We start from the raw sequence: 13,263 nt of genomic DNA, 5'->3' as shown, positions 1-13,263 counted from the left end.
TATTACCAGTGTACATGAAATCCTACGGAATGCACAGCAGCGGCGGCTTGAGGCACCGGGCTTGTGGTTATTTTCCACAATCAATGATACACTACAAGTAGAATGTTTAGAGACTATGATCAGGCAGCATGGACAAGAACGAAAGGAACTGCTTCATGACGGATATCAGCCGAATCAAGGCCAGCATACGAGCCCAGCAGAGACAGCTCAGGAACGCAAGGGCTAAGGATGCTCACGCAGTGGACTCCAGTGTGGCTTGTCAGCATGCGATTCAGGCCTGGGAGGAGCTGCGTGTACGCAGCGGAGGTGGCAGACTCACGCTGTTCAGCTACATACCCTACGGTAGCGAGATTTCGACGCTGGAGCTCATTCAACATGGCTGGAGCAAAGGCGATCTGGTGCTGGCACCGAAGGTACTGCAAGAAGCACATACATTAGAGCTGCGCGAGATCAGGAGTCCATCCGATCTGGTGCCAGGAGCTTGGGGGATTTTGGAGCCTGCTGAGCATTGTCCACTTTGGCCTCGGAAGCAATGGGGAGAGGTGAGCTGGGTAGTCGTACCAGGTTTGGCCTTTGATCAGAGTGGAGGCAGGATGGGCTATGGAGGCGGATATTATGATCGCTTTGCTAACGTTGTGGGGCAAGCCCGTTCTGAACAGACGGACAAGCCTTGTTATGTTGCGCTCGCCTTTCCAGAGCAACTCATTGCACATGTACCGATGGAGAGTACGGATCTCAGGCTGGATTTCATTTTCACGAGTGATGGCAGTATTAGTACGACAAGATAATCAAGGGAAGGTGACGGGGTGGAGTCTTTTACCCATTTTAATGATCAAGGGCGCGCGCGGATGGTAGATATATCAGGGAAGACACCCAGTGTGCGTACCGCCGTAGCCGTTACGAGTCTTACAATGGCTCCATCTACCTTGCGAGCAATACGTGAAGGGGCTGTGAAGAAGGGTGATGTGCTGGCGGTTGCGCAGGTAGCTGGTATACAGGGAGCCAAGAAGACCTCCGATTGGATTCCGATGTGTCATCCGTTGGCCCTGACAGGCGTGAATATTAACTTCAGCGACAATGGTGAGGATATCCTCTATATTGAAGCGGAGGTTAAGACTGAAGGTAAGACGGGAGTAGAGATGGAGGCCTTGACTGCAGCTTCTGCGGCTGCTCTGACCGTCTATGATATGTGCAAGGCACTGCAGAAGGATATTGTGATCGGCCCGACCATGCTGCAATCCAAGACCGGAGGCAAGAGCGGGGATTTTCAGCGTGGTGAATAACTAGCTATATGATCTATATCTCCGAAATCTGGCAGACTGGGGCTTTGAAGTACTGTATGGTCGCAAAGAACGGGATAGGATACAAAAATCGGCACTTCAGCCTACGGGCTGTAGATGCTGAACATAGGAGAAGGGTGATCTTATGTTGTGGAAAACAGCGATTCTGACAGCCAGCGATAAAGGAGCCCGCGGGGAACGAGAGGATACCAGTGCTCAGGTCATTCGTGAACTGATCGAGGAAGAGTTGGGCGGAGAGATTGTGGAATACCGCATTGTGCCTGACGAGCCGGATGAGATTATAGCGGCACTTATTGAAATGACAGATTACTTTCATGCCGACCTGGTGCTGACGACAGGCGGAACAGAGCTGGCCATTCGAGATGTGACTCCAGAAGCGACCCGGCGTGTCATTGAGCGTGAAGTCCCTGGCATGGCGGAGGCAATGAGAGCATCTGTTATGCAAAAGAACCGGGCAGCCATGCTCTTCAGGGGCACGGTGGGTATACGGGGACGTAGCCTTATTGTGAACCTGCCTGGTACACCAAAAGGAGTACATGAGAATCTGGCTGCTATCATGGATCAGCTTCCGGAAGCTTTGCTCATGGTAACGGGTCAATTCAAGCAGGGCTCTTGAGTATTCTACGGCAGGAGACCATGACGAGTATGGACATGAAGCTGTGATGCTAACCTTATGCCTTGCATGATAAGGAGGAATGGACATGCCGACGATCGGGGCTTCAGGCTATATTTTGTTGATTATACTAGCATTGCTATTGTTCGGACCTCAGAAGCTTCCTGAGCTTGGGCGAGCGCTGGGGCGAACATTTCGAGAATTCAAGAACGGTGCGCGCGAGCTTATGGCCGAGGAGCATGTCGAGGAGCACAAATCCAAGCCAGCTCACGCATCAGCTACTTCCTCCAAGCCTGAGTCTGCAACGGAGCAGAAGTCAGCTGCGAACAAACAAGAACCCTAAGCGATTCAGCAGGGTATGACCGGAATCCTTTCCTCGTGGAGAGGATTTTTGTGTCTAGGTTTGTATGTAGATGGATGGGAGGGAGGTTAACCTTTGGACAAGGAGCAGAAGCAGCAAGATCGTCAGGAAGCAGGACAGGGAACAGGCCCTAACGAAGCCCAGAAGAAAGGGCAAGAGGAAGTCCTGGAGAAAGCACAAGAAGAAGTTCAGGAGGAAGAGCAGCATAGTGAGACAGACCAAGCTAGGCAGCAGCCAAGCCTGGAGCAAGAGCGTCTTCTACGGCAAGCTCGACTGCAGAGCGGGAAGCCAAGATCGTACATTCAGAGTACAAATGAGACCTACGAGGAGCTACTGTCCCTGACTGAGCATCTGACGGAGCTAAGGCGGAGAATCATATGGGTGTTGCTTGTGCTGGTAGGCACGTTAATTGGTGGTCTGTATGCAGCCGCCCCAGTGTACCGTTATCTTCTTACCAAGCGCTTTCCGTCTGATCTGGAGCTGAACGCACTCTCGGTATGGGATGGAATCAGCATCTATGTGAAGATTTCGTTCATATTCGCTGTAGGCGCTACTTTGCCCTTTGCGCTGTATCAGCTATGGCGCTTCGTGGGTCCTGGACTACGACAGCAGGAGCGCTCTGCGGCCCTGCGTTATATTCCATATGTGTTCTTGCTGTTCGTAGGTGGAGCCCTGTTCGCTTATGGTGTCATCTACCCGATGGCTCTGGCTTTTACAACCTCTGTGAACCGCAGTATGGGCCTGCAGGAGACTTATGGAGTCATGCAGTATTTTGGATTCCTGTTTAACATCGTGCTGCCTGTGGCTTTGTTATTCGAGCTTCCGTTAGTCATTATGTTTTTGACGGCGATTCGCATCATGAATCCGTCGCGTTTGCGTAAGGTGCGGCGTTTTGCTTATTTCGGTCTGGTATTTATTGCAGTTGTCATTACACCGCCAGATCTGGTATCCGATCTTCTCGTCACTGTGCCCCTACTACTGCTTTATGAGGGAAGCATACTCGTGTCCTCTCTTGTCTATCGGAGGCAGCAGCGTGCAGATGAGGAGAGGGATGAGGATCTTGGAGGGAATAAAGTTTAGAAGTAATAAAGTTAAAGGGAATAAAAAACAGTGAAGTACAATAATGATCTTATTAGGAGCTTGTCTCTCGGTAGAATCAGGCGATTGGCATAGATAGACTAGAATTGGGTACAATGGAGTGGGGTTGGTGGACTTGCTGGATTTTTGCAAAAATCTTCAATAAAAATGACCTTAAGCACTTGAAATTGAATCCCAAGTTGAGTATTATGAAATTGGTTGTTAGCACTAAACGTTGTTGAGTGCTAATACATAGACCAACAACCCTATAATCCAGAACATTTGAATAAGGAGGCTATTTTTTCATGATCAAACCTTTGGGTGAACGCGTATTGGTGGAAGCGATCGAACAAGAACAGACAACTTCCTTCGGAATTGTCCTGCCTGACTCCGCTAAAGAGAAGCCGCAAGAAGGTAAAATCATTGCGGTCGGTGCTGGCGCATTGAAAGACGGTGTCCGCATTCCTCTGGAAGTGAAGGAAGGCGATCGAGTCATTTTCTCGAAGTACGCCGGAACAGAAATCAAATACGAAGGTAAAGAGTATTTGATTATGAAAGAAAGCGACATTCACGCGATCATTGGTTAACGGTGTATCAGCATAAGGATATATCCGGTTCAACCTGAATATAGGAATTGAACGTTAATTTATAATCCATAGGGAGGTTTTCTCAGAATGGCTAAAGAGATTAAATTCAGTGAAGATGCTCGTCGTTCCATGCTTCGTGGCGTAGATGCACTGGCTAACGCGGTTAAGGTAACTCTCGGTCCTAAAGGCCGTAACGTAGTGCTGGAGAAGAAATTCGGCAGCCCGCTCATTACTAATGACGGTGTAACCATCGCTAAGGAAATCGAGCTGGAAGATGCATTCGAGAACATGGGTGCTCAACTGGTTAAAGAAGTAGCTACCAAGACTAATGATGTTGCTGGTGACGGTACGACTACGGCTACTGTACTGGCTCAAGCCCTCATTACTGAAGGTCTGAAGAACGTAACGGCTGGTGCTAGCCCAATCGGTATCCGTAAAGGGATCGACAAGGCTGTAAAAGCAGCTGTTGCAGAGCTGCAAAACATCGCTAAGCCAATCGAAGGCAAGCAATCCATCGCTCAAGTAGCGGGAATCTCTGCTGCTGACGACGAAGTAGGCGAATTGATCGCTGAAGCTATGGAGAAGGTAGGCAAAGACGGTGTAATCACGGTTGAAGAATCCCGTGGATTCGCTACAGAGCTGGAAGTCGTTGAAGGTATGCAATTCGACCGCGGCTACATCTCTCCATACATGATCACTGATACGGACAAAATGGAAGCTGTACTGGACAACCCGTACATTCTCATTACAGATAAGAAGATTACTAACACACAAGAAATCCTGCCATTGCTGGAGAAAATCGTTCAGCAAGGTAAGCCACTCGTTCTCATTGCTGAGGATGTAGAAGGTGAAGCGCTGGCTATGCTCGTAGTGAACAAGCTGCGTGGTACATTCAATGCTGTAGCTGTTAAGGCTCCTGGCTTTGGTGACCGTCGTAAAGCTATGCTGCAGGATATCGCTGCCCTGACTGGTGGTCAAGTGATCACTGAAGAACTGGGTCTGGACCTGAAATCCGCTACAGTGGATCAACTGGGTACAGCTCGTCAAGTTCGTATTACAAAAGAAAACACAATCGTTGTTGACGGTGCAGGTAACAAAGCCGACATCGATGCTCGCGTAAGCCAAATCCGTACGCAACTGGATGAGACTACTTCCGAGTTCGACAAAGAAAAACTGCAAGAGCGTCTGGCTAAGCTGTCCGGTGGCGTTGCTGTAATCAAAGTCGGTGCAGCTACTGAGACTGAGCTGAAAGAACGCAAACTGCGCATCGAGGACGCTCTGAATGCTACTCGTGCAGCGGTTGAAGAGGGTATCGTATCCGGTGGTGGCGTAGCGCTGCTGAACGTATACAATGCTGTGGCTGCTGTTGAACTGGCGGGTGACGAGCAGACTGGCGTGAACATCGTTCTGCGCGCTCTGGAAGCTCCAATCCGTACTATCGCAGCTAATGCTGGCGAAGAAGGCTCCGTTATCGTTGAGCGCCTGAAACGCGAAGAGATCGGTGTAGGCTACAACGCAGCTACTGGTGACTGGGTGAACATGATCGACGCAGGTATCGTTGACCCTGCGAAGGTAACTCGCTCCGCACTGCAAAACGCGGCTTCCGTAGCAGCTATGTTCCTGACTACAGAAGCGGTTATCGCTGACAAGCCAGAACCTGCTGGCGCTGCTGGTGCCCCTGACATGGGCGGCATGGGTGGCATGGGCGGCATGATGTAATAAGGGCTGAAAAGCCTGTAATACCGCGTCTAGCGGAGTGGATTTTTGGTCAAATGATCGAGGATTTGTGAAGCAGACACTGTTACGAGTTATAAATGAAGCAAAGACCACTTCTTATATTTCTTAAGGAGTGGTCTTTTTGTTGTTGGAATTTTCATTCAGGGTTTTTGGGAATAATTCAAAACACGACCAAAACCATTAATTCTATCTTTTTTAAAATTGAATAGCTGTTGAGGGTGTTTATATATGCTTAGGTTTAATTCTCGTAATTGTGTATTATGAGAACTGGAATGAGAAAAGCATGGCATCTGGTTTGTATTCCGGAACGTGATTAGGGACTTAGTAAGTCCTTGTTAATACAGACCCCACCCAGTGCCGAATCAATCCGTTTTCATATCAAGCAAGAAGTTTACCCTCGTTCTATCCGTACCAAAATTTTCTGATTTTAATGTACGTACATGATTAGGATAATAAGGTATTGATTTATTATCCAATATCTCTGTCGCTGAGAATAACTTAATACCCTTAACTATCAATAGAGGAAACTGTTTGATAATGTCGAATTTTTATTATAAGTTAACAGGGGGCGGATATAAGCAAAGGATATGTAAATAATATTAGGTAATAAAAAGTAGTAAGGAAAGTGTGATAAAAGTGGATTATGGTTATTTGAATAAATTTTTTACAAGGAAGGCTCTAGTTGATGCTGTTTTCTCAAGTGATTTTAAGCCTATTATCTATTTGTATGAGGTGGAAAAAAATTACCAATTATTGAGTGACAACTATAGAAATGAATTTTTCTTTAAAAATATCTTGTTTAACAAATTTATATTAGGTAAATACAGTCTAAATACATCTGCCGCTTTTAGCGAAGTGGTTATTAATAATTCTAAAGCAGATTTTGTTTTAATAAATCATTCTAATGGAACTGTATTTGAAATAAAAACTGATTTAGATAATCTGGATAGATTGATTTATCAGATTAATGACTATTATACTGTATTTAACGAAGTGTATGTTGTAACTTCAGAAAAAAATTACTATCCGGTTTACAAGCTTTTAAAAGATACTTGTCCGAATGTAGGCATTATTGTACTAAACAAGAGGAAATATTTAAGTGTTAGAAAAAAGGCTAATATTGATTCTTCATTTCTGAATCATGAGTCAATCTTTAAGATATTAAGAAAAAAAGAATATGAAACTATTCTACTTAATCAGTTTAAGTTTTTACCTGAAACCAAGCCAGTCTTTCACTATAAAGCTTGCCTAACACAATTTAAAGAGATAGATATAAGTACGGCTCAAAAACTGGCATTTCAACAACTAAATAATAGAAATAAATCTTTAGACTATGGTATGTTGAAAAATTTACCTATTTCCCTTAGATGGCTGATTTACTCAGGAAATTTTTCCATACAACAATTAAATGAAATATATATTAGATTAAATATTGAGGGGGTATAGGCATGTACTATCCAATTATCAGAGGTAGACAGTATGATTTACTAGCACTTAGAGAACTGAAAAGTAAAGGGAGATTGAGCAGTAAAATAATACCAATTATTGAACCGATTAAATTAAGCTCTACTTTAATATCTACTGTTAGTGCCTTTTTAGAAGTAGGGGATAAGATTATTGTAATATCTAATCCTAAAGTAGGTTCATTAATGGGAGAACTACAACTGGAAACTAGCAAAACAAAGTTTGAAAGCATACTAAAAAGTGAAAGTGTTATTGTAGCTCATCACTTAAATGAAAATTCTAATAGTCAATTAAATTCGTTAATTGAAGATTTAAAAGTAAAATTGGATGATATTGTTGTTATTCATTCAAAAAAGAGCTTTGTTGCTTTTTACAAAGATAAGTTTGATAATACTGTTCCGTTTTTGAATTTAATACCTTCAGATAATGCAGTTAAAAGACAGTTAAATAGCTTGAATTTAGTTGGTCTAGCGGATAAGTATAATAAACTAGATAGAAATGCTGATTACTTAGAAATTGGTAGTGAATTTTTTTCTGAAGAACACTTATATTTCCGGGAGGAAGGCTATATTGGGTTTTCTGATTATTCCGTTGTAGGAGAAGATTATACTGAATCTGGATTTGCCCCATACGCAGTAGCAATTCATATTGTGTACCCTAACCATGAGAACGCATTGGAAATAGCACATTTTGTTTCAGACTCTAACAAGGATACAAGTGACCCGGCGGGTAAATTTTCAGAAGCATTAGAGAAATTAATTGTATGGTATTCTAACTATTCAATGGACTCAAGGATGGATACCATAGCAATGAGGATATTCAGTGAGCATTATAAAGAAGGCACATACCCTGGCTTACCAACTTTGAAAAAGTTATCTATTATGCACCACTTGGAATTAATAGGGAACCTTTTGGAGGAGGGGGTCTAAATGAATTGTTGTGAAAATTGTTTTTTGTCAGAAGAAATAAAAAGCATCATTAAGAGCTTGAAAAATACTGGGGATTGTAATTTTTGCAACAGTTCAGAAGTACATGTATATAATATATTAGAAGACTTCGGTCTTGATGAACGATTCAACGACATACTTAGCATATTTAAACTTGCATCTGAGCTATCTACATACAATTATTCACAATATAAGCTAATAAGTATAAAAGATGAATTCGAGAAAAATTGGAGTATATTTAATAATCTGAGTAGTAATAAAATTCATGAATTTTTGCATGTCTTACTGGAAAAGAATTATCCCGATAAGTTACCATTTTTAAGTAATCAAGTTGGTGTATTAGAATGGATGAATGAGCAGTATCTTAATGATAATTCCGTATTAAGAGGACAATCATGGAGTGAATTTGTTCAATATATTAAACATGAGAACAGATTTCATTCAAAACATATAAATTATACGGTGCTAGAAGAATATTTGAAAAGACTAACTTCAACATTAGATGATGACGATTTTTTTCGAGCAAGAATTTCTAATAAGGAGGAGCTATCATTAAAAAAAATGGGAGCCCCTCCAAAAGAATTTGCTACCGCTGGTCGGGCAAATTCAGAAGGTATAAGCCATTTGTACCTAGCCAGCGATACCTCAACAGCAATTTCTGAGATCAGACCCAGCAAAGGGGATACGATATATGTAGGGAAATTTCCTGTTAGGATGCCTTTGAAAGTAGTAGATTTTAGAATTTTAAAGAAACTAGATGTATTTGAATTTCAAGACCCTGTTATATATGCAATTAATCTCGAAACATTTAATCAAATGAATAAAGCAATTTCAAAACCTGTAAGAAGTGGTGACAGTAAGTTAGATTACTTACCCACACAATTTATTGTAGATTTCATCAAAAGTCTAAATGAAACTATTGGGGCAGGATACGATGGAATTGTGTTTGAAAGCACCGTAAGCACCACCGGATATAATTTAATGTTATTCGATCCTAAAATAATTAGCTGTACTCGTGTTGAAAAAAGAATAATTGAATCTCTAAGTTATGGTCACGTTGAATTTCAAAGATAACTGACACTTTTAAGTATATAATTTGAAGTGAATAACTAATTCATTAAGTTATGTGCCTAGTGGATGTGTTGAATCAGACCTCCGCATTGGCTAATTGTCTTTGGTATGGAGGGCAAGAATGTTAAAGTTCTGAAAATTTTCAGGTAGGGGCTTATATTTGGTATTAATTCATCTTTTATTTTTACTAAGAATACTAAGGAGAGAACGTCTCAGTCTTGCTTTTGAGAGATTCTCTTTTTGTGCTTTATACTTGAAATTCCTCATTTTACCCGCTACAATTGATATACAAAACAACTGGATAATTGACAGTAATTACATTCAAAAGTTCGTACCTATTCCTACACCGTCGGCATCCGCGCTGTCACCTCCATCGACGGCATGACCGCCGACTGGGCGCGCATCCCGTGGGACGTGCTGGAGAAGATCAGCGTGCGCATCGTTAACGAAGTGGACAACGTGAACTGCGTCGTGTACGACATTACGTCGAAGCCACCGGCGACGATTGAATGGGAATATAAAAAGAGCAGACCTCGAAATCTTGAATAATTAAGATTTTCGAGGTTTTTCTAATTCGCTTCTTCTTGTTAAGAAGAGGTGTCAATTTATAAGCATATATCACTTAAAATGATTATATTAATGATCGCTATACGAGTAGGGGGAAAGAGGATGCATGCTGATAAATACACTTTAGAGCAAAAACTATTTGAGGATATGAAGAGTATTTACTCTGAAGCCAAGAAAATAGGATATACACCAACACGGTTTATGGAAATGTTAGCTAATGAAGGTGGATTAAAAGTAGCGAAAAATCTTATAAATAGCAAACAGCCCTCTGATGGCTTTAATAAACTATGGGAGTTAAAGAGGCTGGATTTAACAGTAGAAGCTCTCATCCTAAAATCAGATTATAGAAAACTTTTCACTGAGAATGAATTAGATATTGTTAAGGATAGATTAAACAGGTATGGGTATGGATTAATAGAAGATTCTAACAGCACTGAACTTAAGTCCGACGAATTAATATTGAGTCATTTAACGTCCGTTGAAAAAGAGCATTTTGATGCTAATGATTTGATCCAACAAATTAAAACAAGAGATTACAAATCAGGTGATGATACAAAGTATTATATTCTTACTATAAAAATTGCACCTGTTAATGCTTATAAAGAATATTTCAAATATTTGACAGTACTAATGGAGGAAGACCTAATTATTCAGGTTGAGTCAATAGAAGATGCAAGAAGAAATATACTAACTGAATCTAAGAAGATCGGCTTAGTGATGTTATACCAATTGAATCCAAGTGTAACTATAGATGAAATTACTATGTTGCACTATAAGACAGACAGAACTCGCCAATGGAATAAAGAAAATAAGGAAACTTTGTTGAAACTCATTGATGAATTGGTAAATGAAAACCAAATTAATGAAAATAGTACCCGAGATCTAGTTAATACAGAGAAATCACATTTGATAAAAATTAGAATCGGACAACAGTGGTTTAAACAATCTCTGCTGAAACGCGAGAAAAAGTGTAGTATATGTTCTATATCTGATGAGAAGTTCTTGATTGGTAGTCATATAAAACCTTGGAGAGTAGCAAATAATAAAGAGAGACTGGATGTACATAATGGTCTTTTATTATGTCCTAATCATGATGCGCTATTTGATAGAGGATATATTTCCTTCAATGAACAAGGCATGATTATGTTATCTACTTCTGTCGATATAAGCAGTTATCAATTAATGGGGATTAACAATGGGGTTAGTATAAAATTAACTGAAGAGCAATTGGAGTATATGAACTGGCATAGAGCAAATCTATTTAAATCGTAAACATCAAAAACATTTGAGCGACCATATGACTTATCCTCGCATTAAAAGGCTGTCTCCACACGTAACACCTGTGGGACAGTCTTTTTTTTTCGTTGTAGTGGAGATCTTAGCTTTCGCTGCAAGCCTGAAAATCTCAGCTTTGTTTACATTGAGCCTTTATTATTGAGGGGGTCTTAACAATTGCTCTACGTTTTTCACACAATCGCTCTTAGCGTTGTCATGCACGCTGTTCAATTGAAGGAGGTTTTTACTCGTGGTGAACTCATACACCGAAATCACATTTGACGAGTTACAGGTGGCGTTAAATAGCCAAGAGAGGATGAAAATCATTGACCTCCGGGCACCGAGAAGCTTCGAACGCGGGCACATCAGAGGAGCCATTAACATCCTTTATACTCTTGGTTTAGACTCCCACAAGTCACGGCAGAAGAACAAGTGGCGATGGTCAGTTATGTGGGAATAGCGGATCGAAAGGCCTCAGAACGATTATCTCGCTCTCATGAAAAGGTATAGAACTAAATCATTCAGGTATCCTGGCCAGCTGGAAGGGATACCTTTTTTTGTATACAAATTGACCCTTACCAGCATACTAACCATGAATTAGCAAGCAGGGGGGAGCAGCATGATTCGAGATCGGCGGCGTAAGGGAACGAATTCCTCACAACAGACAACTCATAAAGATGAGGCGGAGCGGAGGTCAGATGCTACTTCAAGGGCCAGAGCTGACGCAGCAGAACAGACGAAACAGATACAGTCAACTCCTATAAGCTTGTCCCTGTCAGAGTCATTGGCCTACTTGCGTGGGCGAATCGGAGAGAGCCCGGATTTTATCATTAGACGCTGGAGCATTCAGAACCATGTCGGGGTTGAGATCCCTATTGCGGTCTGCTATATCGAAGGTCTCGTCGATTCAATGTTGGTGAGCCGTCTAATGACCCATCTGCTCAGCCATGAGTCGGAGCTGGTCAATAAAGATCATCATACAGAGCGATGGAGCAGATACATTACGGATGGAGATGTGACAGTGGTACGGAGTCGTGAGGAGCTGCTCTCTTCCATTCTCATGGGTAATGCGATGGTCATTCTGGAGGGGGACGATGAGTCTGTCGCCGTCTCGGTGCAAGGAGGGGCGAGAAGGGGTGTGGAGGAGCCCTCGACTCAGACGGTAGTACGTGGCCCGAAGGAAGGCTTTACAGAAAGCATCAGCACGAATCTGGCTCTTCTTCGCAATCGAATTCGCTCTCCTGAATTGACATTCGATCAACATATTATCGGCAAGTACACACAGACTCGTGTCGTGCTGGCTTATGTAGACGGAATCGTTAATCTGGAGGTTCTGCGGACGATCACTGACCGCCTTCGTGCGGTGGATACAGATAGTGTGCTGGAGAGTGAATACATTGAGGAGTTTATTCAGGACAAGATGTGGACGCCGTTCCCTACAATGCTGAACACGGAACGGCCGGATGCAGTCGCGGGTAACCTACTGGAGGGGCAGGTAGCTGTACTAGTCGATGGGACACCTTATGCTTTACTCGCTCCGGCGACGTTTTTCAAGTTTTTCCAATCCAGCGAGGATTATTACCAACGGTATGATATTGCTACTTTCTTGCGGTATGTTCGTTTTCTAGCCTTTGTAATTACGCTGCTATTACCGTCTTTATATATTGCCGTTACTACCTTTCAACAGGAGCTGATTCCAACACCACTGTTGTTCAGCTTGACCGCCCAACGAGAAGGGATACCGTTTCCCGCCTTGCTTGAAGCCTTCATCATGGAGATCACCTTTGAGATTATACGTGAAGCAGGTGTGCGTATGCCCCGGGTGGTCGGATCAGCTATCTCCATCGTGGGTGCGTTGGTACTCGGCCAAGCTGCAGTACAGGCAGGGTTAATCTCCGCTGGTATGGTTATCGTGGTCTCCTTCACGGCGATCTCCAGCTTTGTCATTCCGATGGTAAATATGTCTGCCGCCATCCGATTGATTCGCTTCGCCCTGATGCTACTGGCGGGGGCATTCGGTATCTTTGGTATTTTGTGCGGCGTAGTTACGTTGTTGTTCCATATGGCTTCACTCAGTTCCTTCGGCGTGCCTTATCTTACACCGATAGCTCCATTGAAATGGTCGAACATGAAGGATGTCTTCGTACGGACGCCTTGGCCCAAAATGGATCGTCGTCCTGTCCATCTCAGTCAGCGAAATCCGGTGCGTCAAGGTTCTGATCTACAACAAGAACGCGAGAAAAATGACAAGTAGGTGAACAGG

General features: G+C 42.7%; 13 protein-coding genes and 1 pseudogene. All 14 read left to right on the top strand.

Annotated elements, in window-relative coordinates; all coding sequences use genetic code 11:
* Positions 1–155 precede the first annotated feature (155 nt).
* The 14 genes and pseudogenes from K331_RS0115970 (at position 156) to K331_RS0115910 (ending at position 13,254) form a co-directional block, all read left to right on the top strand.
* Positions 156–788, top strand: coding sequence for a 5-formyltetrahydrofolate cyclo-ligase (locus K331_RS0115970; RefSeq protein WP_028591064.1), 633 nt, complete (start codon positions 156–158; stop codon positions 786–788).
* Between the two features lie 18 nt (positions 789–806).
* On the top strand, positions 807–1,283 hold the full coding sequence (gene moaC, locus K331_RS0115965) for a cyclic pyranopterin monophosphate synthase MoaC (protein ID WP_028591063.1): 477 nt from the start codon (positions 807–809) through the stop codon (positions 1,281–1,283).
* Positions 1,284–1,425: 142 nt separating this feature from the next.
* Positions 1,426–1,917, top strand: a complete 492-nt coding sequence (locus tag K331_RS0115960) for a MogA/MoaB family molybdenum cofactor biosynthesis protein (protein ID WP_028591062.1) — start codon at positions 1,426–1,428, stop codon at positions 1,915–1,917.
* A gap of 85 nt (positions 1,918–2,002) precedes the next feature.
* Positions 2,003–2,257, top strand: coding sequence for a twin-arginine translocase TatA/TatE family subunit (locus K331_RS0115955; RefSeq protein WP_018886667.1), 255 nt, complete (start codon positions 2,003–2,005; stop codon positions 2,255–2,257).
* A 318-nt stretch (positions 2,258–2,575) separates the two neighbouring features.
* Entirely contained in the window at positions 2,576–3,355 is a 780-nt protein-coding gene (gene tatC, locus K331_RS0115950; protein ID WP_028591061.1) for a twin-arginine translocase subunit TatC, read from the top strand.
* Positions 3,356–3,657: 302 nt separating this feature from the next.
* Positions 3,658–3,939 (top strand): co-chaperone GroES, encoded by a 282-nt coding sequence (groES, locus tag K331_RS0115945; protein ID WP_014280320.1) that lies wholly within the window; start codon positions 3,658–3,660, stop codon positions 3,937–3,939.
* 87 nt (positions 3,940–4,026) lie between these two features.
* Entirely contained in the window at positions 4,027–5,658 is a 1,632-nt protein-coding gene (gene groL, locus K331_RS0115940) for a chaperonin GroEL (protein ID WP_018886665.1), read from the top strand.
* Positions 5,659–6,303: 645 nt separating this feature from the next.
* Positions 6,304–7,122, top strand: coding sequence for a sce7726 family protein (locus K331_RS29725; RefSeq protein ID WP_211237340.1), 819 nt, complete (start codon positions 6,304–6,306; stop codon positions 7,120–7,122).
* Between the two features lie 2 nt (positions 7,123–7,124).
* Entirely contained in the window at positions 7,125–8,069 is a 945-nt protein-coding gene (locus tag K331_RS0115930) for a sce7725 family protein (RefSeq protein ID WP_028591060.1), read from the top strand.
* Positions 8,070–9,161, top strand: coding sequence for an RES family NAD+ phosphorylase (locus tag K331_RS0115925; protein WP_028591059.1), 1,092 nt, complete (start codon positions 8,070–8,072; stop codon positions 9,159–9,161). It abuts the gene before it with no gap.
* 327 nt (positions 9,162–9,488) lie between these two features.
* Positions 9,489–9,707, top strand: a pseudogene (locus K331_RS31545) (GMP synthase (glutamine-hydrolyzing)); the annotation flags it as partial.
* 120 nt (positions 9,708–9,827) lie between these two features.
* Positions 9,828–10,997, top strand: coding sequence for an HNH endonuclease (locus K331_RS32705; RefSeq protein ID WP_051289863.1), 1,170 nt, complete (start codon positions 9,828–9,830; stop codon positions 10,995–10,997).
* 253 nt (positions 10,998–11,250) lie between these two features.
* The gene (locus K331_RS33130) at positions 11,251–11,460 is read left to right on the top strand and encodes a rhodanese-like domain-containing protein (RefSeq protein ID WP_028591058.1); all 210 of its coding nucleotides are present in this window, start codon (positions 11,251–11,253) and stop codon (positions 11,458–11,460) included.
* A gap of 159 nt (positions 11,461–11,619) precedes the next feature.
* Complete coding sequence (locus tag K331_RS0115910; RefSeq protein WP_028591057.1) at positions 11,620–13,254, top strand: spore germination protein; 1,635 nt, start codon at positions 11,620–11,622, stop codon at positions 13,252–13,254.
* Positions 13,255–13,263: the final 9 nt, after the last annotated feature.

This window comes from Paenibacillus massiliensis subsp. panacisoli DSM 21345, from assembly GCF_000426545.1.
In the GTDB taxonomy this organism is placed as follows: Bacteria; Bacillota; Bacilli; order Paenibacillales; family Paenibacillaceae; genus Paenibacillus; species Paenibacillus panacisoli.
This window is presented reverse-complemented; position numbering and strand designations above follow the sequence as displayed.